The following is a 22,383-nucleotide window of genomic DNA, read 5'->3' as shown; positions in this document are numbered from 1 at the left end:
GCCGAGAGAAAATGTCTCGATGTCAAGATAGTTGTCGCGCTCGGGTAAGCTGTCGTCGGCGTAAAACGGCAGACACCCCAGGAGAACCATGGACAAGATCAAGGTTGACGGAACGGTCGTCGAACTCGACGGCGACGAGATGACACGCATCATCTGGAAGGCCATCAAAGACTCTCTCATCCACCCGTACCTCGATGTGAACCTCGAGTACTACGACCTCGGCATCCAGAAGCGCGACGAGACCGACGACCAGATCACCATCGACGCGGCTCACGCCATCCAGAAGCACGGCGTCGGCGTGAAGTGCGCGACCATTACCCCCGACGAGGCCCGCGTCGAGGAGTTCGGCCTGAAGAAGATGTGGAAGAGCCCGAACGGCACCATCCGCAACATCCTCGGCGGTGTCGTCTTCCGTGAGCCGATCATCATCTCCAACATCCCGCGGCTCGTCCCGGGCTGGAACAAGCCGATCATCATCGGCCGTCACGCCTTCGGCGACCAGTACCGCGCGACCGACTTCACCTTCGACGGCCCGGGTACCCTCACCATCAGCTTCCAGCCGAACGGCGGCGGGGAGGCGCAGAGCTTCGAGGTCTACCAGGCCCCCGGCGCGGGTGTGGCGATGGCGATGTATAACCAGGACGAGTCCATCCGCGACTTCGCCCGCGCGTCGTTCAACTACGGTCTCGACCGCCAGTACCCGGTCTACCTGTCGACCAAGAACACGATCCTGAAGGCCTACGACGGCCGGTTCAAGGACCTGTTCCAGGAGGTCTTCGACACCGAGTACAAGGAGAAGTTCGACGCGGCCGGCCTCACCTACGAGCACCGCCTCATCGACGACATGGTCGCCTCCAGCCTCAAGTGGGAGGGCGGCTACGTCTGGGCCTGCAAGAACTACGACGGCGACGTGCAGTCCGACACCGTCGCGCAGGGCTTCGGCTCGCTGGGTCTGATGACCTCGGTCCTGACCACGCCGGACGGCAAGGTCGTCGAGGCGGAGGCCGCGCACGGCACCGTCACGCGCCACTACCGCCAGTACCAGCAGGGCAAGCCGACCTCGACCAACCCGATCGCCTCGATCTTCGCCTGGACGCGCGGCCTCGCGCACCGCGGCAAGCTCGACGGCAACCAGGACCTCATCGACTTCACGCACACCCTCGAGGACGTCGTGGTGAAGACGGTCGAGGAGGGCAAGATGACGAAGGACCTCGCGCTCCTCGTCGGTCCCGAGCAGAAGTTCCTCACCACCGAGGAGTTCCTGGACGCCATCAGCGAGAACCTGAAGGCGCGCCTGGCCTGATCCCCGCTCCGCATTCGTGCCGAATGCGCGCCGTTCGTGACGAATGGCGCGCATTCGGCACGAATCGTTAAGGGGTGGCGCGGGTCAGCGGGCGGTCCAGCCGCCGTCGATCGCCAGGGTCTGACCGGTGATGAGGGATGCAGAGGGCGACGCGAGGAACGCTACGGCACCGGACACCTCCCGCGGCTCCCCGATGCGGTGGAGGGCGGCGATGCGCTCGACGGTGTCGGCACGGAACGCGTCGTCGGAGAGCGCGGCGGACGTGCCGTCGGTCTCGATGAAGGTGGGCGCGACGGCGTTGACGCGGATGCCGTACTGTCCCCACTCGACGGCCAGGCAGCGGGTCAGGTGGACGACGGCGGCCTTCGCCGCACAGTAGGACGCTTCGCCGGGCAGCGCCACGAGCCCGGCCTGCGACGCGACGTTCACGATCGCGCCGCCTCCGTTCTCGCGCATGCTCTTCGCGACGTGCTGCGACAGGAAGAACGTCGAGCGGGTGTTGAGCTGCCAGACGTGATCGAAGGCCTCCTCGGTGACCTCGAGAGCCGGTGCGTCGATCCCGCCGCCGGCGTTGTTGACCAGGATGTCGATGGGACCGCGCTGCTCGGTGACCGCGTCGATGGCCGCGCGGCAGGCGGCCAGGTCGAGCACGTCCATCCGGATCGCGGCAGCATCGACGCCGAAGGCGCGCAGCTCCTCGAGCAGCCCGGCGGAGCCGTCGGGATCGCGGACGCCCAGCACGACGTCGGCGCCCTGGCCGGCGAGCTCGAGCGCGATCTCACGCCCGAGGCCGCGGCTGGCGGCGGTGACGAGCGCGCGCGATCCGGTGAGCGCGAACGGGGTGCGGGCGGGGGCGGGGGCGGCTTCTGCGACCATGGGGGGAGCCTAGCCCGCCGCCGTCCGGCGAACCGTGCGCGGAACGGCCGACCGGCTGCGACGGCCGCGACGCGCGCTCACGCGTCTGTGTAACGACTTCGTTTCGTCTCTTGCAATTCATTTGTTCGTAAGCTTTACTAACAAACATGACGACGACCGAGGTGCAGAGCGGCACCGGGGGACTGGCACCGGGACGGGCGCTCCGTCCGCGCGCCAAGGTGCTCCCCGAGCACGCCCGCAGCCACAACCGGTCGCTCGTTCTGCAGACCCTGTACCGGGATGGACAGCGCAGCCGCGCCGACCTCGCGCGGGAGACGGGGCTCACCCGCGTGACGGTGTCCGACCTGGTCGCCGACCTGCTCGCCGAGGGGCTCGTCGTCGAACTCGGGCAGCGGGAGTCGGCGCGACCGGGCAAGCCGGCCGTCCTCCTCGACATCGACCGTGCAGCGCACCAGATCATCGGAATCGACCTCAGCGACCACGACCGCTTCCGCGGAGCGGTGATGGACCTCGACGGGCGCATCCTCGCCCGGGCCGAGGTCATGCTCGCCGACGACGAGGGCGGCGAGTCCGCGACAGGCGAGGCCGCGGCCGCGAAGGTCGACGCGCTCGTCGACCGGCTGACCGCCTCCACCACCGCTCCCGTGCTCGGAATGGGTGTCGGCTCGCCCGGTGTCGTCGACCTGACCGGCACGATCCTGACGGCGCCCAACCTCGGCTGGGACGACCTCCCGCTGCAGCGACGTCTCGCCGACCGCACCGGGCTGGCGGTCGTCGTCGCGAACGACGCCAACGCCGCGGCGCTCGCCGAGCACACGTACGGCGGCGCTGCGGGCGACATGATGCTCATCCGCGTCGGTCACGGAATCGGCGCGGGCCTCCTGGTCGCCGGCGCCCTCGTCTATGGGAGTCACTTCGCCGCCGGCGAGATCGGGCAGGTCATGGTCGGAACCGACCTGGGCCTGGATGCGACCTACAACCGCGACCAGGTGCTGGAGCACTGGCTCAGCGTCCCGCAGCTGCAGCGCGGGATCCGGGAGGCCGACGCCGCCGGCGCCGACGCCACGCCCATCCTGCGCGAAGCGGGCCAGCGGCTCGGCATCGCGCTCGCGCCCGTCGTCGGCGCCCTCAACCTGTCGGAGATCGTGCTCAGCGGCCCGACCGAACTGCTCGACGGCGCCTTGGCCGAGGCGACCGTCCACACGCTCCGGAACCGGACCATGGCTCAGAACCATGCCGACCTGTCCCTCCGGATGACCACGCAGGGGCAGGACATCGTCCTCCGCGGCGCGGCCGTACTCGTCCTCTCCGGACAACTCGGGGTCTCTTGACACAGCACCACCCGAACTCGACCCCTGCACCGACGGTGTGCTGCGCCCGCAGCCACTGACCACTACGAAAGGAACCAGCAATGAAGAGAAAGCTCGTCGGCCTCGCCGCTGTGGCAACGGCTTCCGCTCTCGTGCTCGCCGGATGCGCCTCGGGAGGCTCGACCGCCGCGAGCACCGACGGCAAGGGCAAGACGGTCACCCTGTGGCTCGTCGGCTCCGACACCCCGGACAAGCTCCGCGACTACCTCAAGACGGAGTTCGCCAAGGAGACCGGAGCGACCCTCAAGATCGAGCAGCAGGACTGGGGAGACATCGTCACCAAGCTCACCACGGCCCTCCCGGACGCCAACAACACCCCGGATGTGACCGAGATGGGCAACACCCAGTCGCCCACCTTCACCAACGTCGGCGCCTTCCTCGACATCTCCGACATGTACAAGGACCTCGGCGGGAGCGACCTGCTGCAGTCCTTCGTCGAGGCCGGGAAGGTGGACGGCAAGAACTACACGCTGCCCTACTACTTCGGCTCGCGCTACATGTTCTACCGCAAGGACATCTACCAGGCCGCCGGCGTGAGCGTGCCGACGACCCTGGACCAGTTCAACACCGACGTGGCCGAGATCACGGCGAAGAACCCGAAGGGGATCGACAACTTCTCCGGCTTCTTCCTCGGCGGCCAGGACTGGCGCGACGGCATCTCCTGGATCTTCGCCAACGGCGGGGACATCGCCACGAAGGACGGCGACAAGTGGAAGGCCACGCTCGAGTCGGAGGAGTCGCTGAAGGGTCTCCAGCAGCTCCAGGACCTGTACAAGAACGCCTCCAAAGCGCCGAACGACGCCAAGGACTCGAACCAGTACATCTACCTGAACGACACCGACCAGACGCTCGACGCCGACGGCAACAAGAGCGGCGACACCTCCCTCGCGGCGGCCACCATCATGGCTCCGGGATGGGCGCACTGGTCGATCGGCGACCTCGGAACGGGCGCAGACGGCAAGCCGACGCGCACCTGGAACGACAACACCTTCGGAACGTTCGTCCTCCCGGGGAACGACGGCAAGCCGGCCCCCGTGTTCGCGGGCGGCTCCAACATCGGCATCTCGGCGAAGACCAAGGAGCCGGGCCTGTCCAAGACGCTCCTGAAGATCATCTTCTCCAAGGAGTACCAGGAGATGCTCGGCAAGAACGGCCTGGGCCCGGCGAACGAGAAGTACACCTCCTCGCTCGGCGACGACCAGTTCGCGAAGGCGCTCATCGAGTCGGCATCCAACTCGAAGCTGACCCCGGCCGCTCCCGGCTGGGCCTCGGTCGAGGCCGGCAACGTGATGGAGGAGTTCTTCTCCAAGATCCGCGACGCCTCCGACCTGAAGGCGCTGGCGCAGGAGTACGACAAGAAGATCGACGCGCTGCTCAACGTCAAGAGCTAGCGCTCTCCACCCGATTGACGCGACGCGCCGTGCCGGGACGCACCGGCACGGCGTGTTGCGTCGACTCGATGACAATCACGGAAGGAGGCCGCACGTGACCGCCACCGAAGACACCCGCATCGCCGTGGCCCCGCCGGCCCCGGCCCGGGACGCACCGCGCCGCCGCCGCGGAAAGCTGACGCCGTACTCGCTGCTGCTCCCGGCCATCCTCATCCTGCTGCTCGCGCTCGGCTACCCGATCGTGTGGCAGCTGATCACCTCGATGCAGCATTTCGGACTGGCGCAGCAGTTCGGCAAGCCAGCCGACTTCGTCTGGTTCGAGAACTACATCACCCTCTTCTCCGACGGCTACACCTGGGTCGTCGTCGGCCGTTCCATCGCCTTCTGCCTGGTCACGGCCTTCGTCACGGTCGTGATCGGCGTCGGCATGGCGCTCCTGATGAACGCGGTGAACAAGGTCGTCCGCATCATCCTGCAGGTCGCCCTGCTGCTCGCCTGGGCGATGCCGGTCGTCGCGGCCATGACGGTGTGGAACTGGCTGTTCGACTGGCGCCGCGGCGTCGTCAACTACGTGCTCACCTCGTGGGGGCTCGACTTCCAGGACCACAACTGGCTGCAGAACCCGCTGTCGTTCTTCTTCGTCGCGATGGTGATCGTGACGTGGATGAGCGTGCCCTTCGTCGCGTTCTCCGTCTACGCCGGGCTGACCCAGGTCTCCACGGAGGTCGTCGAGGCGGCCCAGATGGACGGCGCTCGCGGCTGGCAGCGGCTGCGCTACATCATCCTGCCGATCATCCGACCGGTTCTCGGCATCGTGCTGCTGCTCCAGATCATCTGGGATCTCCGCGTTTTCGCGCAGATCAAGCTGCTGCAGGACAAGGGCTCCATCGCCAGCGAGACCAACCTGCTCGGCACCTACATCTACCAGCTCGGCGTCGGCTCGAGCGACTTCGCGATGGCGAGCGCCGTCAGCGTCTTCGTGCTCGTGCTCACCGTCGCGCTCAGCTGGTTCTACGTGCGCTCCCTGCTCAAGGAGGACGAATCGTGACCACCGCGACCTCGACCCGGCCCGCCGCCGTCGCCGCGCGGCCCCGGCCCCGCCCCCGCCGCCGCATCCGCGTCTCCCGTGTGCTGCTCGGCGCCCTCGCCGTCGTGCTCGCCCTGGTGTGGGTGTTCCCGGTGTACTGGATGGTGAACTCGGCGCTGCTGCCGAACGTCATCCTGCAGAACTCCACGCCGACGTGGCTGCCGTTCGGCGGCTCCTTCGACAACTTCTCGGCGGTCGTCGAGGGAGGGACGTTCTTCCCCGCGCTCGGGATGAGCGTCGCCGTCGCCCTCATCACCGTCGTGTGCTGCCTGGCGTTCGCCTTCCTGGCGGCGCTCGCGATCAGCCGCTTCAAGTTCCGCGGTCGGCGCTCTTTCGTGCTCGCGGTGCTGCTGATCCAGATGCTTCCGGCCGAGGGCCTGTTCATCGCCCAGTACAAGCTGATGGGCACGCTGGGCCTGCTGAACACGGTCGTCGGGGTCAGCATCCTCTACATCGCCGCCGTCGTGCCGTTCACGATCTGGATGCTGCGGGGCTTCGTCGCCGGCATCCCGGCCGACCTGGAGGAGGCCGCCATGGTCGACGGCCTCAGCCGCACGCAGGCCTTCCTGCGGATCACCTTCCCGCTGCTGGCCCCGGGGCTCGTCGCGTCCGGTGTGTACGCGTTCCTGCAGGCGTGGAACGAGTTCACGGTGGCGCTCGTCATCCTGCCGCAGTCGAGCAGCGCGACGCTTCCGCTGTGGCTGCGCGGGTTCGTCCAGCAGTCCGCATCCAGGGCGACCGACTGGGGACAGGTCATGGCCGCCTCCACGCTGGTCGCCGTCCCGGTCATCATCTTCTTCCTCATCGTGCAGGGCCGGATGACCAGCGGCCTCGTCAGCGGGGCGGTGAAGGGGTGAGCGGCGCCTCCGTCGCCCACACCGCCGCCGTCGATCCGGATCTCCGCCGCAGCATCGCCGCCGTCGATCCGGATCTCCGCCGCAGCATCGCCGCCACGCTGCTGCCCGGGTTCGTCGGGACGACGCTGCCCGCCTGGCTCGAGGAACGCCTGCGCGGCGGCCTCGGCGGGGTGTGCCTGTTCGGGCAGAACATCGCGACGGCGGAGCAGTTGCGCGCTCTGACGGACGCGATCTACGCCGCGAATCCGGACGCCGTCGTCGCGATCGACGAAGAGGGAGGCGACGTCACGCGGCTCTACTACGGGAGCGGTTCGCCGTACCCGGGGAACGCGATCCTCGGCCGCCTGGGCGACCCCGGCTACACGGAGCGCGTGGCGCGCCGGGTCGGGGAGGAGCTGCGCCGGGCCGGCGTGAACCTCGACTTCGCCCCGGACATCGACATCAACTCCAACCCGGACAACCCGGTGATCGGCGTGCGGAGCTTCGGCTCGTCGCCCGAGGTCGTCGCGGAGCACGGCGCGGCCTGGACCCGCGGGCTGCAGTCCGCGGGCGTCGCGGTCGCCGCCAAGCACTTCCCTGGGCACGGCGACACAGGGACCGACTCGCACCTCGAACTGCCGGTCGTCGACCTGTCGCCGCAGCAGCTGCGCGAGCGGGAGCTCGTGCCCTTCCGGGCCGTGATCGACGCAGGAGCACGAGCGGTGATGACCTCGCACATCCTGCTCCCGCAGCTGGACGCGGTGCTCCCGGCGACGCTGAGCCCCGCGATCATCGGAGGGATGCTGCGCGGCGAGCTCGGCTTCGACGGCGTCGTCGTCAGCGACGCGCTGGACATGCGGGGCGCGAGCGGCGACCGGGGCATCCCGGAGGCGGCCGTGCTCGCGCTCGCCGCGGGCTGCGATCTGCTCTGCATCGGCACCGAGAACACCGACGACGAGCTCGCCGCGATCGAGCGGGCCATCGCCGACGCGCTCGCGACGGGACGTCTCGCCGCATCCCGCATCGCCGACGCCTCCGCCCGCGTCCGTGCCCTCGCGCGCTCCCTCCCGCCCACCGTCGAGTCCGCGAATTTTGCACGCGACACGGCGGATGAGCGTACAAAATTCGCGGACTCGACGGTGGGGGATGCGGACGCGGCGGACGGGGTGCGGGCGGCGGACGTGGTGGCGGCCGAGCGGGCGTTCGATGTGAGCGAGCACGCGCGGGCGTGGCTGCGGGAGAACGGCGGAGGGCGGTACTCGGTCGTCCGCATCGACACCGAAGCCAACATCGCGGTCGGGACGGCCCCCTGGGGACCGTTCTCCGAGGGGGAGGCGGACCCCGGCAGCCCGTGGGCGGCCGCGTTCACCGCGAACCCGGCCGTCGTGTTCACCGAGAGCGACCATCCCGATCTCGTGCTCGCGGCGCAGTCGCCGGTGCTCGTCATCGGCAAGGACAACCACCGGCACGCCTTCGCCCGCGCCGCCATCGACCGGCTGCGCGCCGAACGCGAGCGCGTGCTCGTCGTCGACATGGGCTGGCCGAGCGACGACCGCGCCTACGCCGACATCGCGACCTTCGGCGCATCCCGGCTGGTCGGACGCGCGCTGCTCGAGCTGCTCGGGCGCCGGACGTGAGACTCGGGATCGACATCGGCGGCACCAAGACCGACGCGGTCGCCGTCGATGAGCTCGGCGCGCTCACACAGAGGGTGCGGCTGGCGACCGGGTTCGGGCACGACGCCGTCCTCGAGACCGCCGTCGCGGCGGTGGCGCGCATCGGCGAGCTCACCGGGCTCGCACCGGGCGGCTTCCAGTCGATCGGGATCGGCGTGCCCGGCATGGTCGACACCGCCTCCGGGCAGGTCGCGCACGCGGTCAACCTCGGACTCGAGCAGCTGGAGCTCGGTGGGATGCTCGCCGGCCGGCTCGGCGTCGGCGTCCGCGTCGAGAACGACGTGAAGGCCGCCGCCCTCGGCGCCTACCACCTGCTCGGGCTGACCGGCACCATGGCGTTCCTCAATCTCGGGACGGGGATGGCCGCAGGCATCGTCGTCGACGGCCGGCTCTGGCGCGGGAGCACGGGCATCGCAGGCGAGATCGGCCATCTGCCCGTCGACCCGCAGGGCGTGCTCTGCGCCTGCGGTCAGCGCGGCTGCCTGGAGACGGTGGCGAGCGGCTCCGGCGTCGCCCGCCAGTGGCCGACCGACGACCCGCTTCCCGTGCGCGCGCTGTTCCTCGCCGCGGCGGAAGGCGACCCCGCCGCGCGGGCGATCACGGCTAGGCTGGCTGCGGGCATCGCCTCCGCGGTGCGCGTCCTCGTGCTCACCGTCGATGTCGGCACCGTCGTCATCGGCGGCGGTCTGAGCCACCTGGGGGAGCGCCTGCTGGGCGAGGTCCACGAGGTGCTGCACGACTGGGAGCGCACGTCGCCGTTCCTGGCGTCGCTCGACCTGCCCGGGAGGGTGCGCCTCGTCCCCGAAGACACCCCCGTCGCCGCGCTGGGCGCGGCACTCGTAGGAGAGAACTGATGGCCGAAATCGTCGTCGTCCGCGACCAGGACGCCGCGGGTGAACTCGCCGCGCGCAGCATCCTCGATCTGATCGCCGCCAAGCCCGACGCGGTGCTGGGGCTGGCCACCGGATCCACCCCGCTGGCGGTCTACCGGGCCCTGGAGCGCGGCATCCGGGAGCGCGGCGTGGACGTGTCCCATGTGCGCGGCTATGCGCTCGACGAGTATGTGGGGCTTCCGGCCGGGCATCCCGAGTCGTACCGCGCGGTCATCACGCGCGAGGTCGTCGAGCCGCTCGGGCTGACGCCGTCGCTCATCCACGTGCCGAACGGGTCGCTCGACGGCATCGAGCACGCCGGCGCCGACTACGAGAAGGCGATCGCCGAGTCCGGCGGAGTGGATGTGCAGCTCCTCGGCATCGGGACCGACGGCCACATCGGGTTCAACGAGCCCGGCTCGTCGTTCGCGTCGGTGACCCGCGTGAAGACGCTGACCGAGCAGACGCGGAAGGACAACGCGCGCTTCTTCGCCTCGGAGGACGATGTGCCGATGCACTGCATCACGCAGGGGCTGTCGACCATCCTGCGCGCCAGGCACCTGATGCTGCTCGCGTTCGGCGAGGGCAAGGCGGAGGCCCTGGCGGGTGCGGTGGAGGGGCCGGTGTCGGCCTCGAACCCCGGCTCGGCCATCCAGCTGCACCCGCACGTGACGGTGCTGGTGGATGAGGCGGCCGCGTCGCGCCTGAAGAACCTCGACTACTACCGCTACGCGTACGCGAACAAGCCCTCCTGGCAGACCCTCTGACCCGTCCCCGACTGCACCGCCGTCGAGTCCGCACAGACTGCACACGACACGCCGCCGGAGCGTGCAGAGTTCGTGTACTCGACGGCGGGGAGGCGGGCGGGTCAGCGGGGGAGCGGGGCGCCGTCGGCGACGACGGCGGTGACGTTCCACTCGTGGTCCAGGAGGACCGCGTCGGCGACGTAGCCGGCGTGCAGCCGCCCGAGGCGGTGGCCCTCGCCGAGCACCCGAGCGGGCGTGCGCGTGAGGGCGGCGACCGCGACGACCGGATCGAGCCCGGCGAGCGTGACCGCGTTCCGGAGGGCGACATCCTGGGTCAGGGTGGATCCGGCGATCGTGTCGGTGCCCGAGAGCACGGCGAGCCCGTCGTGGACGGTGACGTTGAGGCCGCCGAGACGGTAGTCGCCGTCCGTGGCGCCGGCCGCGGCCATCGCATCGGTCACGAGCGCGACACGGCCCGGCGCCTCCCGGAACAGCAGTGCCCCGACCGTCGGGGCGACGTGCAGCCCGTCGAGGATGAGCTCGAGCGTCACCTCGGGGTGGTCGATCGCGGCCATCACGGGCCCGGGCGCGCGGTGGTGGATGCCCGGCATCGCATTGAACGCGTGCGACAGCAGCCGCGCGCCCACTTCGAAGGCGCGGGCCGTCTGGGCGTACCCGGCGGCGGTGTGCCCGACGCCGACCACGACGTCCGCTTCGATCAGGACGCCGATCGCCTCCAGCGCGTTGGGCAGCTCCGGTGCGATCGTCGCCGTCCGGAGCGTCCCGCGGGCCGCGGCGATGAGTTCCTCCACGGCCTCCGGCTCGGGGTCGCGGAGGAATCGTGCGTCGTGGGCGCCGCGCCGCTCGGCGGCGAGGAAGGGACCCTCCAGGTGCGATCCGAGCACCAGCGGGTCGCTCGCGGTCAGCTCGGCGACGACCGCGAGGCTCTCGCGCAGCGACGCCAGCGGGTTCGCGACGTGCGAGACCAGCGACCGGGTGGTGCCGTGCGCGCGGTGCGTCGCGAGGGCAGCGCGCATCTGGTCGATGCCGTCGTCGTAGGGGTGCCCGCCGCCGCCGTGGCAGTGCAGGTCGATGAAGCCGGGCGTCAGCCAGTGGCCGTGGGCGTCGATGACCTGCACGTCGGTGCTGGACGGGCCGAGGCCCGCCGCGTCGTCGTCCGTGCCGCTCCGCACCGCCTCGCGCCACCCCGCGCCGGTGCCGGTCGCGGTGATGTGCGCGCCTTCGGCGACAAGCCAGAAGTCGTCGACCAGCCCCTCCGCATCCACCTTGCGGGCGCTGTGGATGACGAGGCCGCTCACGAGAACTCGCGCCGTCCGTTGATCACGCCGCTGATGGTCGCGATGACGGCGAAGACGATGGCGACGAGGGGCTGACCGAGGTCCCACCAGGCGAACGCCGCCGAACCCATCACGACGATCTCGACGATCGCCTTCACGAAGGGGTCGACGTGCAGCACGGCCCGCGGCGACCGGAACAGCGCCCACAGCAGGATCGCGACGACCGGAGCGCCGATGCCGACGAGGATGTTCCACGGGAGCGGCCAGGCGAGGAAGCCCCAGATGCCGAGCGAGACGATGGCGAACAGTTCGAGGACGAAGCGCAGGATGTCGTTCGGCCCCACCGTGAGCCGGGCGTGCTGGTCGGGTGCGGAGGTCACCACGGCAGTCTACCGAGGCCGTGCGGCCCGGCGGCAGCGGGCGATTCCCCAGCCGAACTCACCGGAAGATGATGGTGCGCGCGCCGTCGAGCAGCACGCGGTCCTCCGCGAACCACTTCACGGCCTGCGTCAGCGTCCTGCTCTCCTCGTCCTGCCCGATGGCGACCAGCTCCTGCACGGTGTTGCTGTGGTCCACCCGCACGACGTTCTGCTCGATGATGGGGCCCTCGTCGAGGTCGCTCGTGACGAAGTGCGCGGTCGCTCCGATCAGCTTCACGCCGCGCGCGTGCGCCTGGCGGTAGGGGTTGGCGCCCTTGAACCCGGGGAGGAAGGAGTGGTGGATGTTGATGGCGCGTCCGGCCAGCCGCTCGCACAGCTCCGGCGAGAGGATCTGCATGTAGCGGGCGAGCACCACGAGCTCGATGTCGTGCTCCTCGACCGCCTCGAGGATGCGCTGCTCGAACGCCGCCTTGGCCTCCGGGCCGCTCACGGTGCGCGACTCGAACGGGACGCCGTAGAAGCCGGCGAGGTCGCGCAGGGTGTCGTGGTTGGAGAGCACCAACGGGATCTCGACGGGCAGCTGACCTGCGCGCTGCCGGAACAGCAGGTCGTTGAGGCAGTGCGCTGCCTTCGACACGAGCACGAGCGTCCGCAGCGGCCGGCCGACGTTGTCGACCCGGTGCGTCATCCCGAACTCCTCGACCACCGGGGCGAGCGCGCGCTCGAACTCGTCGCGTCCTGCCTCGGACTCCACCTGCAGCCGCATGAAGAAGCGGCCGGTGTCGGTGCTCGCGAACTGCTGGCTCTCGGTGATGTTGCCGCGTGCGGAGACGATCGCGCCGCTGACGGCGTGCACGATCCCTGGACGGTCGGAGCAGCTGAAGGTGAGCACCCAGTGGTTGGACGTGGAGGAGTCGGTCACCCGTTCAGGGTAGCGGTCGGCGTGATGAGCCCAGGCCGCGGCCCACCCGGCAGCCCCGGGCGCGTCGATGTTGACGTGCGGGGCGGCGTGCACCACGATCGGTGCATGACCAGCACCGGTGAGGATGCGCCCGATACCCGTACGGGCGCGGCGTCCGCTTTCGACGTGGAGCTGAACGGGCTCAACACCATCCACGAAAGCGAGCGCAAGGGACGGCCGCGCGACCTGTTCTGGCCGTGGTTCGGCGCGAACGTCTCGGTGTTCGGCCTCAGTTACGGCTCGTTCCTGCTCGGATTCGGCATCTCGTTCTGGCAGGCCACGATCGTCGGCGTCATCGGCATCGTCGCGTCGTTCCTGCTGTGCGGCGTGATCGCGCTCGCCGGCAAGCGCGGCTCCGCTCCGACGATGGTGCTCAGCCGGGCCACGTTCGGGGTGGATGGCAACCGCCTCCCCTCGGCGCTGTCGTGGCTGCTGACGGTCGGATGGGAGACCGTCCTGGTCTCGCTCGCGGCGCTCGCCACCGCGACCGTGTTCCAGCAGCTCGGCTGGGAGGGCGGGGTCGTCACCAAGCTGGTCGCGCTGATCGTCGTCGTCGCGCTCGTCATCGTGGGCGGCGTGATCGGCTTCACCCTGATCATGCGTATGCAGATGATCATCACGATCGTGACCGGCGTGCTGACCGTCGTGTACATCCTGCTGGTCCTGAACCACATCGACCTGGGAGCCGTGGCGGCGCTTCCGGCGGGGGACGCGCCGCACGTGATCGGCGGCTTCGTCTTCATGCTCACCGGCTTCGGGCTCGGCTGGGTGAACGCGGCGGCGGACTACTCGCGCTACCTGCCGCGCAGCGCCCGCAGCGGGGGAGTCGTGGGATGGACGACCTTCGGCTCGTCGCTGGCTCCGGTCGTCCTGCTGATCTTCGGCATCCTGCTGGCCGGCTCCTCGTCGAAGCTGAGCGAGGCCATCGCCGCCGACCCGATCGGCGCGCTCGCGTCGCTGCTCCCCACCTGGTTCCTGGTGCCCTTCGTCATCGTCGCGGTGCTCGGGCTGGTCGGGGGTGCGGTGCTCGACATCTACTCCTCCGGCCTGGCGCTGCTCAGCGTCGGCGTCCGCGTCCCGCGCTACGTCGCGGCGGGCATCGACGGCGTCATCATGACCGCCGGGGCGGTCTACGTCGTGTTCTTCGCCACCGACTTCCTCGGGCCGTTCCAGGGCTTCCTCATCACGCTGGGCGTGCCGATCGCCGCCTGGTGCGGCATCTTCATCGCCGACATCCAGCTGCGCCGCCGCGACTACGCGGAGGCCGAGCTCTACGACCGCCGCGGGCGCTACGGCGCCGTGCGCTGGCTGCCGATCGCCCTCATCGTGGTCGGGACCGCGATCGGCTGGGGGCTCGTCACCAACGGCTCCGCGTCGTGGCTCAGCTGGCAGGGCTACCTGCTCGGCCCGATCGGCGGCAAGCAGGGCGACTGGGCGTTCGCGAACCTCGGCGTGCTCGTCGCGCTGGTGATCGGATACCTCGGCACCCTGCTGTTCTCCCGCGGCGCCGTGCGCCGCCAGGAGGAGCGATGACCGGCCCGACCCTCGTGGTCGTCGACATGCAGCAGGTGTTCGGCGCCCCGGCGAGCCCGTGGTTCACCCCGCGCTTCGCGGAGGCGGAGGCCGTCATCGCCGGGATGGTGCCCGCGTTCGACCGCGTCGTGTTCACGCGCTTCGTCGCGCCGGAGCGGCCGGAAGGCGCCTGGGTGCCGTACTACGAGCAGTGGCCGTTCGCGCTCGTCCCGGCCGACGATCCGATCTACGACCTGGTGCTCTCGTTCCGCGACTCCGGGCACCCGGTGGTGACCGAGACGACGTTCGGCAAGTGGGGTCCTGCGCTGCGGGAGGCGCTGGACGGGTCGCAGGATGTGGTGCTCGCCGGCGTCTCCACCGACTGCTGCGTGCTCAGCACGGCACTGGGAGCCGCGGACGCCGGCGTCCGCATCCGCGTCGCGGCCGACGCGTGCGCCGGTCTCAGCGACGCCGATCACCAGCGCGCCCTGGATGCGATGGCGCTGTACGCGCCGCTCATCGAGATCTCCGACAGCACTGCCATTCTCGGCGGCCTCCGGTAGAATCGTCGGTGGTCGGCGGTTCCCGCACGGCCCTGGGCGCGCACATGGGCGCGTAGTCGACCCGCCATCCCCTCCCGGCAGCCAGCTTCAGGCACAGGCGCCGCGGCCCGCATTCGCGGCGGAATGGCCGGGGAACGCCGTCCGTTGGACAGATCCGTATGACTGCCACTTCGACGACTCCGGCGCGCATCGCGCCGAAATTCCCGTGGACCGGGCTGATCGCCCTCGCCGCGGCCACCTTCCTCTCCGTCACCAGCGAGATGATCCCGACTGGTCTGCTGCCGGACATGAGCGCATCCCTGGGGGTGAGCGAGGCCCAGATCGGGCTGCTCGTGACGGTGTTCGCCTTCACGGTGGTGGTCAGCAGTGCCCCGCTCACGGCACTGACGCGGCGCTGGCCGCGCCACGGTCTGCTGATCGGCATCCTGCTCGTGCTCGCCGTGTCGAACGCGCTCACCGCGATCGCGCCGGACTACGCGTTCGTGGTCGGCTCGCGCGTGCTCGGGGGCGTCGCGCACGGGATGTTCTGGTCGATCGTCGGCGCGTACGCCGGTCACCTCGTCCCCAAGGAGCAGATCGGCCGGGCCGTCTCCATCACGCTCGGCGGGGGCACGCTGGCCTTCGTGCTCGGTGTGCCGCTCGGCACGTTCGCCGGGCATGTCTTCGGCTGGCGGCTGTCGTTCGGTCTGCTGGCCGCCCTGATGGTCGTCGGCGCGGTGGTGATCTGGAAGTTCCTGCCCGCGGTCGAGCGGGAGGCGGACGGCAAGCGGAGGCGCGAGCGCGACCGCACGGTTCCGCGTCCGCGCGACCGCACCATCCCGCTCGTCGTCATGGTGTGCGTGATCGCGGCCGTCACCATGGTCGGGCACTACGCGTTCTACACGTTCGTCGTGCCGTTCCTGACCGGGCCGATGGGCGTTCCCGCGGGCAACGTCGGGGCCCTGCTGTTCATCTACGGCATCGCCGGGGCGGGCGGCCTGGTGCTCGCCGGGTCGGTGTTCGGCCCGCGGCCGCAGCTGGGGCTCATCCTCGCGCTCGTCGTGACCGGGATCGCGGTCGCGGCGCTCGCCGTGCTGGCCGGGCAGATCGTGCTGGCCCTGATCGCGTTCATCCTCTGGGGGCTCGCCTTCGGCGCCCTCCCTCCTCTGCTGCAGACGCGGATGCTGCACACGTCGTCCCCGGCGTTCCGCGACACCGCGAGCGCGCTGTATACGACGTCCTTCAACGTCGGGATCGGCGGGGGCGCGCTCGTCGGGTCGCTGATCTTCGACGCGGGCGGCCTGCTGGTGCTGCCGTGGGCGTACGTCGGCCTGCTGGTGGTGTCCGTCGCCCTGGTGCTGGTCGTCGGCCGCATGTCCCGCACCGCCCTCGCCCGCGCCTGACGCCGTCCGTGGGTCGCAACATGCCGTCATCCGCCGGGGATGACGGCATGTCGCGCCCCACGGATCAGGCGGTGACGGAGGTGGAGACGGGCGCGCCGGCAGCCCACACCCGGACGACGCGGAAGTCGGCGTCGAGCAGCACGGCGTCGGCGGCGTAGCCGGGGAGGAGACGGCCGAGGTCGCCGCCGCGTCCGACGGCGGCCGCCGGCGTCTCGGTGAGCGCGCGGACCGCCTCCGCGACGGGGATGCCGACCTCGAGCACCGCACGGCGCAGTGCGTCGTCGAGCGTGAGGGTCGAGCCGGCGATCGAGCCGCCGCCGGCGAGACGGGCGACGCCGTCGCGCACCTCGACGTCGAGCGAGCCGAGGATGTAGTCGCCGTCGGCCGAGCCGGCCGCGGCCATCGCATCCGTCACCAGTGCCATCCGTCCCGGTGCCGCGGCGAACGCGATCCGGACCATCTCGGGATGGACGTGGACGCCGTCGTTGATGATCTCCAGCGTGACGCCGGGCGTGCGGGCAGCGGCGGCGACCGGCCCCGGCGCGCGGTGGTGCAGTCCTGGCATGGCGTTGAACGCGTGCGTGAGGATGCTCGCCCCGGCGTCGAAGGCGGCCAGCGCCTGATCGTAGTCGGCGGCGGTGTGGCCGACCGCGACGGCCGCACCGGCGGCGGAGAAGGCGCGCACCGCGTCCATCCCGCCGGGCAGCTCCGGGGCGATGGTGATCTGCCGGAGCGTGCCGGCGGCGGCCTCCACCAGCAGGTCGATGTCGGCGCGGGTGGCCGGGCGGAGCAGCGCCGGGTCGTGCGCGCCCTTGTGGCCGACGTCGAGGAACGGCCCCTCCAGGTGCGAGCCGAGGATGCGCGGGTCGGCCGCGGTGAGCGCCGCCACCTCCCGGACGCGCCGGGCGAGCTCCGGAACGGGCGCCGTCACCAGGGACAGCACCGAGCGGGTGGTGCCGTGGCGGCGGTGCAGCTCGAGGGCGCGGGCGATCGCGTCCGGGCCGTCGTCGAAAGAGGCGCCCCCGCCTCCGTGCACGTGGATGTCGACGAAACCGGGCGTGAGCCAGGCCCCGGCCGCGTCGGTCACGGTCGAGGACGCCGTTCCCGCCGCATCCATCGCCCCGGGCTCGTCGCGCCACCCGTCGCCGGTGCCGACCGCGCCGATGGTGTCGCCGTCGAAGCGCACCCAGCCGTTCTCGACCACCGTGCCGCCGTCGACCAGCCGTGCCGAGTGGATCAGTCGCGTCGAGTGGATGAGCCGGTCGTCGCTCACGCGACGATCACCTCCATGCCGTGCTCGACGAACGCGGCCCGTTGCTCGTCGGTGATGCCGTCGTCGGTGATGAGCGTCGTCAGCACCTTCGGGCCGCCCAGGGTCGCGAACGCCTTGCGGCCGATCTTGGACGAATCGGCCACCACGACGGCCCGGGTCGCGCGCCGCGCCATCAGCGAGTTGACGCTCGCTTCGCCCTCGTCGTGCACGGTCGCTCCGACGATCGGGTCGATGCCGTTGACGCCGATGAAGGCGATGTCCATCGTGATCTTCTCCAGCACGACGTCGCTGTACGGGCCGACGAGCTCGTAGGAGCGCGCGTGCACGACGCCGCCGGTCATCACGGTCTTGATCTGCGGTCGCATCACCAGCTGCGCAGCGATGTTGATGGCGTTGGTGACGACGGTGAGGCTGGGATGCGGCGAGGGCTCCATGAGGTCGGGGCGAGACCCGAGCACGGTCGCGACGGCGGTGCTGGTCGTGCCGCCGCACAACCCGACCACGGCGCCGCGGGGGACGAGGGCGCTCGCCGCCTGCGCGATCCGCAGCTTCTCGGGCGCGTGCTGCTCGCGCTTGTAGCGGATCGGCAGATCGTAGGCGACCGACTGCCCGATCGCGCCGCCGCGGGTGCGGGTCAGCAGCTGCTGCGAGGCCAGCGCGTCGAGGTCGCGGCGCGCGGTGGCCGCCGACACATCCAGCTTCGCCACGATGTCGTCGACCTCGATCTGGCCGGCCTCGGCCAGCAGGTCGAGCACGGCGTTCAGCCGTTCGGCTCTGTTCATCGCTGTGCGCTCTCCGTTCCGCCTGCCACATCGAACAGGGTCATCAGGCGTGCCGCTTCCCTGGTCACCGCGGAGCGTCCCTCCCGCACGTACTTCCGCGGATCCACGACGTCGGGATGCGCGGCGAGGTACGCCCGGATCGCGTCCGTGAAGAACCGGTTGAGGTGGGTGGAGACGTTGACCTTGGTGATCCCTGCGCGGATCGCCGCCTCGATCGTCTCATCCGCGACGCCGCTGGAGCCGTGCAGGACGAGCGGAACCGGTACGGCGTGTCGCAGCCGGGCGATCAGGTCGAGGTCGAGGGAGGCGGTCCGCTCGGTCATGGCGTGGGAGCTGCCGACGGCGACGGCGAGGGCGTCGACCCCGGTCTCCTCGACGAAGCGCCGGGCCTCGTCCGGGTCGGTGCGGACGCCGGGCGCGTGGGCGCCGTCCTTCCCGCCGATCTCGCCGAGCTCCGCCTCCACCAGCACGTCGTTGGCGTGCGCGTGCTCGACCACCCGCACCGTCGCGGCGACGTTGTGCTCGTAGTCGAGGGCGGCGCCGTCGTACATCACCGAGCCGAATCCGCTCTCGACGGCGCGTCGGGCGAGCTGCTCGTCCTCCGCGTGGTCGAGGTGCACGGCCACGTGCGCGGTCGACTCCCTGGCCAGGGCGAGCGTCGCCGATGCGATGGGGTCGAGCGAGCCGTGATACGCGACGCAGTTCTGCGAGATCTGCAGGATGACGGGGAGCCCGGTCTGCTCGGCCGCGTCGACGAGGGCCTCGGCGGTCTCCAGCAGGATGACGTTGAAGGCGGCCAGCCCGGTGCGGCGGCCGACGGCCGCGTGCAGCAGGTCGGCGGTGGGGACGAGGGGCATGGCGGCGGCTCCGGGATGGTGGCTGATGGGCGAAGAGGTGGACGACGGCAGGATGGCGGCGGGATGGCGGCGGGCGATCTCCGGCTCAGCCGGTCTCGATCCGGGACTCGACGTCCCGGAAGCCGGGCGCGAGCTCGCCGGCGAGCGGGGCGAGCACGGCGGCGGCCGACCAGGCGGTGGCGCGGCGGACCAGGGCGGACGGATCGGAGACACCGGCGGCGAGCAGGCTCGCGACCGCGGCGACGGCCGCATCCCCGGCCCCGGTGGCATTGCCCGTCAGCGGCGTTCCGAGGCGGGCGTGGACGGGCTCGCCTTCGGGCGGCACCGCGAGCATGCCCTCGGCGCCGAGCGAGACGAGGACCAGCCCGGCTCCGGCGTCGAGGAGCACGCGCGCCCCGGCGACCGGGTCGTCCAGGCCGGTCGTCTCGGCCAGTTCGCGGCGGTTCGGCTTCACGACGGAGGCGCCGGCCTCGGCCGCGCGGACGAGCGGCGCCCCGACCGCGTCGATCACGCTGGGCAGTCCGTGCGCGTCGGCGGCGGCGGCCAGGCGGGCGTACACGTCGTCCGGCGCATCCGGCGGGAGGCTGCCCGACCCGACGACGCAGGTCGCGGGAACGACGAGCCGGTCGACGGCGTCGTGCAGGGCCGTCCACTCGGCCGGGGTGAGCGGGCCGCCGGTCTCGTTGATCACCGTCGTCTCGCCGCTCGACTCGTCGAAGACGGCGACGCTGCTGCGCGTCGGCGCGGCGACCGGCACGAGCTCCGAGGGCAGCTGCGACGCCTCCAGATCGTCGGCGAGCCGGAGTCCGGGGGCGCCTCCCGCGGTGGTGAGGATGAATGCGGCGCTCCCGGTCTGCGCCAGCACGCGGGCGACGTTGAGCCCTTTGCCTCCGGCGCGGACGGCCGGGGCGGCCGCGCGATGCGTCTCGCCGGGGAGCAGCCGCGGCACCCGGTACGTGAGATCGAGCGCCGGGTTCGGCGTGACGGTGAGGATCACGACGCCACCTCTGCGCTGGGCTCGACCGACCGCGCCGCCGAACCGGCACTGCGGTCTCGCGCCCGCAGCGCCGCCCCGATCAGCCCGGCGTTCTCGCCGATGCTCGCCGGCAGCAGCACGGGGCGCCGGTGGAAGGTGAGGATGGCGTCGAGCTTCTCCGCCAGCGGCTCGAACAGCGCAGGGCCGGCCTGCGCCAGTCCGCCGCCGATCACCACCGCCTCGGGCGCCAGCAGCGCGACGGTGTGCGAGAGATCGAGCGCGAGCGCATCCACCGCAGAGTCCCAGACCGCGCGGGCGGCCTCGTCCCCGGACTGCGCCAGGGCGAGCACCTCCCGGGCACCAGGAACGTCGGCACCGGTGAGCGCGTTGTACCGCCGCGCGATGGCCGCGGCCGACGCGACGGCCTCGAGGCAGCCGATGCCGCCGCAGGCGCAGAGCGGTCCGTCGGCGACCCGGGAGTGGCCCATCTCGCCGGCCAGGCCGCCGCCGGTGTGCAGCCGGCCGTCGAGGAAGATCGCCCCGGCGATGCCGGTGCCGATCGCCATCACGACCACGTCGCGGTAGGGTGCGGCGGCGCCCAGCCGGTGCTCCGCCTCGCCGGCGCCGCGGACGTCGTGGCTGAACGCCACCGGGACGCCGAGCGCGGCCTCAGCGCGGTCGCGGAACGGGAAGTCGCGCCAGCCCAGGTTCTCGGCGAAGATGCCGACCCCGGCGTCGTCGTCCACGTGGCCCGGCACCAGCAGCCCGGCCGCCTGCGGAACGACGCCCGGGTGCTCCGCCCGGAACCGTTCGGCGACGGCGGCGATCGCCGCCACCACCGCGTCGCCGGTCGCATCGCCGGCGTGCGGGGTCGGGATGCGCACCACCTGCACCAGCCGGCCGGCGGCATCCACGAGGGCGGCCTTGGTGTCCGTCCCTCCGACGTCGAACGCGAGCACCGGTGCGCCGTCTCCCAGCGGAGCGGCGGCCGGCAGCGGGGTCAGGGGCTCTGCGGTCACGAGGGGAGGATGACCGATCGGGTGAGGTTGCGGGGGCTGTCGGGGTCGAGTCCGGCGCGACGGGCGCGGGCCAGAGCGACCCGCTGCGCGCGCACCAGGTCGGCCATCCCGTCGATCGGGCGGTCCTCGAAGCGCGCCCCGGTGGCGGCGACGTCACCGGCCAGCCCGGCCGGCGCCTCGCCGAGCATCCAGGTGACCCGGCCGGGCGCGGCGATCGCGATCGGTCCGTGGCGGTACTCCTTGGCGGGATACGACTCCGTCCACGACTGCGACGCCTCGCGCATCTTGAGCGCCGCCTCGTGGGCGAGCCCGACCGTCCAGCCCGCGCCGAGGAAGCTGTACTGATCCGCGGTGACGAGCTCATCATCGAGGTCTTCCTCGATCGCCGCGGCGGCCTGGTCGATCGCGGGGGAGAGATCGTGGCCGAGCGAGGCGCGGACGAGCGCGAGGGCCGTGGTGGCGAACCGGGTCTGCACGACGGACTGCTCGTCGGCGAAGGGCAGCCGGATGGCCACATCCACCAGTCCGACGAGCGGGGTGTCCGGGTCGCCGACGATGCCGACGGTGCGGGCCCGGTTGCCGGAACCGCGCAGCGCGTCGAGCAGTTCGAGCACCTCGGTCGTCGTTCCCGAGCGCGTGATGGCGACGATGGCGTCGTAGTCCCGGTCGACGAACGCCTCGGAAGCGGCGAACGCATCGGTGACGCCGTGCCCGGCGGTCTCGCGCAGCGCCGCGTACGACTGCGCCATGAACCACGAGGTGCCGCAGCCGACGACGGCGATGCGCTCGCCGGCCGCGGGGAGAAGCGACTGCTCCTCGCGCAGTCCGGCCGCGGTCGCCCACGTCTCCGGCTGCGACCGCAGCTCGGCCTCCATGTGGGCTCCTGCGGTTGGTGCGTGCGTCACTGATCGCTCCTGTTCTGCGCCGTCGGCTGCTGAAATGCGTGTAGGTCTGGCAACAATGATCACTGATGATCGAACTGGTTGTCTAGTGATCATGTTCAATCGTTTCACGGGGTGAACCTCGGAGAGAGCCGCCATCCTGTAAACGCCGTGTAACGATCTTGTGCATTGTTCTTGACGGGACGGTGCTGACGCGTCATGATTTCGATCATCCATTGAGTGCAAGTGCTTGTTTCAAGCTGAAACAAATCACTAAGCATCAACAGCTACGCATCGTCGCGCAGGTTCCATCGGCAGTGACGGTTCGCGTATTCCCTTTGA

General features: G+C 71.1%; 21 protein-coding genes. 11 read left to right on the top strand and 10 right to left on the bottom strand.

The features are described 5' to 3' along the window. Positions 1-88: 88 nt before the first annotated feature. The gene (locus tag BJ963_RS09470) at positions 89-1,303 is read left to right on the top strand and encodes an NADP-dependent isocitrate dehydrogenase (protein WP_089908754.1); all 1,215 of its coding nucleotides are present in this window, start codon (positions 89-91) and stop codon (positions 1,301-1,303) included. A gap of 84 nt (positions 1,304-1,387) precedes the next feature. Here BJ963_RS09470 and BJ963_RS09465 read toward each other — a convergent pair whose 3' ends face one another. Beyond that, the gene (locus BJ963_RS09465; protein WP_179456196.1) at positions 1,388-2,179 is read right to left on the bottom strand and encodes an SDR family NAD(P)-dependent oxidoreductase; all 792 of its coding nucleotides are present in this window, start codon (positions 2,177-2,179) and stop codon (positions 1,388-1,390) included. Positions 2,180-2,325: 146 nt separating this feature from the next. Between BJ963_RS09465 and BJ963_RS09460 the strand changes: the two genes are divergently transcribed. From BJ963_RS09460 to nagB, 7 genes are all read left to right on the top strand, one after another. Then, a complete protein-coding gene (locus BJ963_RS09460) occupies positions 2,326-3,510 on the top strand; it encodes an ROK family transcriptional regulator (protein WP_089908760.1) in 1,185 nt (394 codons plus the stop codon). An 80-nt stretch (positions 3,511-3,590) separates the two neighbouring features. After that, positions 3,591-4,940 carry an extracellular solute-binding protein gene (locus tag BJ963_RS09455; protein ID WP_089908762.1) on the top strand — a complete coding sequence of 450 codons (1,350 nt, stop codon included), beginning with the start codon at positions 3,591-3,593 and terminating at the stop codon, positions 4,938-4,940. A gap of 94 nt (positions 4,941-5,034) precedes the next feature. Beyond that, positions 5,035-5,988 carry a carbohydrate ABC transporter permease gene (locus BJ963_RS09450; protein ID WP_089908766.1) on the top strand — a complete coding sequence of 318 codons (954 nt, stop codon included), beginning with the start codon at positions 5,035-5,037 and terminating at the stop codon, positions 5,986-5,988. Beyond that, the gene (locus BJ963_RS09445) at positions 5,985-6,884 is read left to right on the top strand and encodes an ABC transporter permease subunit (protein ID WP_179456194.1); all 900 of its coding nucleotides are present in this window, start codon (positions 5,985-5,987) and stop codon (positions 6,882-6,884) included. The genes BJ963_RS09450 and BJ963_RS09445 overlap by 4 nt, the downstream gene beginning before the upstream one ends. Continuing rightward, entirely contained in the window at positions 6,881-8,500 is a 1,620-nt protein-coding gene (locus BJ963_RS09440; protein ID WP_343037255.1) for a glycoside hydrolase family 3 protein, read from the top strand. The genes BJ963_RS09445 and BJ963_RS09440 overlap by 4 nt, the downstream gene beginning before the upstream one ends. After that, positions 8,497-9,393 carry an ROK family protein gene (locus tag BJ963_RS09435; protein ID WP_179456192.1) on the top strand — a complete coding sequence of 299 codons (897 nt, stop codon included), beginning with the start codon at positions 8,497-8,499 and terminating at the stop codon, positions 9,391-9,393. The genes BJ963_RS09440 and BJ963_RS09435 overlap by 4 nt, the downstream gene beginning before the upstream one ends. Then, positions 9,393-10,178 carry a glucosamine-6-phosphate deaminase gene (nagB, locus tag BJ963_RS09430; RefSeq protein ID WP_089908778.1) on the top strand — a complete coding sequence of 262 codons (786 nt, stop codon included), beginning with the start codon at positions 9,393-9,395 and terminating at the stop codon, positions 10,176-10,178. Before BJ963_RS09435 ends, nagB begins: the two co-directional genes overlap by 1 nt. Positions 10,179-10,279: 101 nt before the next feature. Here nagB and nagA (BJ963_RS09425) read toward each other — a convergent pair whose 3' ends face one another. From nagA (BJ963_RS09425) to purU, 3 genes are read right to left on the bottom strand one after another with little or no spacing between them, the layout of a single operon-like run. Continuing rightward, positions 10,280-11,476 (bottom strand): N-acetylglucosamine-6-phosphate deacetylase, encoded by a 1,197-nt coding sequence (gene nagA, locus BJ963_RS09425; protein ID WP_179456190.1) that lies wholly within the window; start codon positions 11,474-11,476, stop codon positions 10,280-10,282. After that, complete coding sequence (locus tag BJ963_RS09420) at positions 11,473-11,835, bottom strand: YrdB family protein (protein WP_343037254.1); 363 nt, start codon at positions 11,833-11,835, stop codon at positions 11,473-11,475. The genes nagA (BJ963_RS09425) and BJ963_RS09420 overlap by 4 nt, the downstream gene beginning before the upstream one ends. Before the next feature lie 58 nt (positions 11,836-11,893). Continuing rightward, entirely contained in the window at positions 11,894-12,757 is an 864-nt protein-coding gene (gene purU / locus BJ963_RS09415; protein WP_179456185.1) for a formyltetrahydrofolate deformylase, read from the bottom strand. 105 nt (positions 12,758-12,862) lie between these two features. On the opposite strand from purU, the gene BJ963_RS09410 reads away from it, so the two are divergent. The 3 genes from BJ963_RS09410 (at position 12,863) to BJ963_RS09400 (ending at position 16,253) form a co-directional block, all read left to right on the top strand. After that, positions 12,863-14,329 carry a purine-cytosine permease family protein gene (locus BJ963_RS09410; protein WP_179456183.1) on the top strand — a complete coding sequence of 489 codons (1,467 nt, stop codon included), beginning with the start codon at positions 12,863-12,865 and terminating at the stop codon, positions 14,327-14,329. Then, a complete protein-coding gene (locus BJ963_RS09405) occupies positions 14,326-14,871 on the top strand; it encodes a cysteine hydrolase family protein (RefSeq protein WP_179456181.1) in 546 nt (181 codons plus the stop codon). Before BJ963_RS09410 ends, BJ963_RS09405 begins: the two co-directional genes overlap by 4 nt. Before the next feature lie 158 nt (positions 14,872-15,029). Then, positions 15,030-16,253, top strand: a complete 1,224-nt coding sequence (locus BJ963_RS09400; protein ID WP_179456179.1) for an MFS transporter — start codon at positions 15,030-15,032, stop codon at positions 16,251-16,253. Positions 16,254-16,317: 64 nt separating this feature from the next. Here BJ963_RS09400 and nagA (BJ963_RS09395) read toward each other — a convergent pair whose 3' ends face one another. From nagA (BJ963_RS09395) to BJ963_RS09370, 6 genes are all read right to left on the bottom strand, one after another. Then, positions 16,318-17,526, bottom strand: coding sequence for an N-acetylglucosamine-6-phosphate deacetylase (nagA, locus tag BJ963_RS09395; RefSeq protein ID WP_343037253.1), 1,209 nt, complete (start codon positions 17,524-17,526; stop codon positions 16,318-16,320). Then, entirely contained in the window at positions 17,523-18,308 is a 786-nt protein-coding gene (locus BJ963_RS09390; protein ID WP_179456177.1) for a DeoR/GlpR family DNA-binding transcription regulator, read from the bottom strand. The genes nagA (BJ963_RS09395) and BJ963_RS09390 overlap by 4 nt, the downstream gene beginning before the upstream one ends. Beyond that, complete coding sequence (locus tag BJ963_RS09385; protein ID WP_179456175.1) at positions 18,305-19,165, bottom strand: class II fructose-bisphosphate aldolase; 861 nt, start codon at positions 19,163-19,165, stop codon at positions 18,305-18,307. Before BJ963_RS09385 ends, BJ963_RS09390 begins: the two co-directional genes overlap by 4 nt. An 85-nt stretch (positions 19,166-19,250) precedes the next feature. Beyond that, positions 19,251-20,162 carry a hexose kinase gene (locus tag BJ963_RS09380; RefSeq protein WP_179456173.1) on the bottom strand — a complete coding sequence of 304 codons (912 nt, stop codon included), beginning with the start codon at positions 20,160-20,162 and terminating at the stop codon, positions 19,251-19,253. Continuing rightward, entirely contained in the window at positions 20,159-21,160 is a 1,002-nt protein-coding gene (locus BJ963_RS09375) for an ROK family protein (protein WP_343037252.1), read from the bottom strand. Before BJ963_RS09375 ends, BJ963_RS09380 begins: the two co-directional genes overlap by 4 nt. Beyond that, positions 21,157-22,035, bottom strand: a complete 879-nt coding sequence (locus BJ963_RS09370) for an SIS domain-containing protein (RefSeq protein ID WP_179458088.1) — start codon at positions 22,033-22,035, stop codon at positions 21,157-21,159. Before BJ963_RS09370 ends, BJ963_RS09375 begins: the two co-directional genes overlap by 4 nt. Positions 22,036-22,383: the final 348 nt, after the last annotated feature.

The organism is Leifsonia soli, from assembly GCF_013408745.1.
Taxonomy (GTDB): domain Bacteria; phylum Actinomycetota; class Actinomycetes; order Actinomycetales; family Microbacteriaceae; genus Leifsonia; species Leifsonia soli.
Note: the sequence above shows the minus strand (reverse complement) of the source record. Positions and strands in the feature narration are given on the sequence as shown.

Bases quoted from the DNA above. Each gene is read 5' to 3' on its own strand.
- BJ963_RS09470 (WP_089908754.1), top strand. From the start codon at position 89: ATGGACAAGATCAAGGTTGACGGAACGGTCGTCGAACTCGACGGCGAC.
- BJ963_RS09465 (WP_179456196.1), bottom strand. From the start codon at position 2,179: ATGGTCGCAGAAGCCGCCCCCGCCCCCGCCCGCACCCCGTTCGCGCTC.
- BJ963_RS09460 (WP_089908760.1), top strand. From the start codon at position 2,326: ATGACGACGACCGAGGTGCAGAGCGGCACCGGGGGACTGGCACCGGGA.
- BJ963_RS09455 (WP_089908762.1), top strand. From the start codon at position 3,591: ATGAAGAGAAAGCTCGTCGGCCTCGCCGCTGTGGCAACGGCTTCCGCT.
- nagB (WP_089908778.1), top strand. From the start codon at position 9,393: ATGGCCGAAATCGTCGTCGTCCGCGACCAGGACGCCGCGGGTGAACTC.
- BJ963_RS09410 (WP_179456183.1), top strand. From the start codon at position 12,863: ATGACCAGCACCGGTGAGGATGCGCCCGATACCCGTACGGGCGCGGCG.
- BJ963_RS09405 (WP_179456181.1), top strand. From the start codon at position 14,326: ATGACCGGCCCGACCCTCGTGGTCGTCGACATGCAGCAGGTGTTCGGC.
- BJ963_RS09400 (WP_179456179.1), top strand. From the start codon at position 15,030: ATGACTGCCACTTCGACGACTCCGGCGCGCATCGCGCCGAAATTCCCG.
- BJ963_RS09390 (WP_179456177.1), bottom strand. From the start codon at position 18,308: ATGAACAGAGCCGAACGGCTGAACGCCGTGCTCGACCTGCTGGCCGAG.
- BJ963_RS09385 (WP_179456175.1), bottom strand. From the start codon at position 19,165: ATGCCCCTCGTCCCCACCGCCGACCTGCTGCACGCGGCCGTCGGCCGC.
- BJ963_RS09370 (WP_179458088.1), bottom strand. From the start codon at position 22,035: ATGGAGGCCGAGCTGCGGTCGCAGCCGGAGACGTGGGCGACCGCGGCC.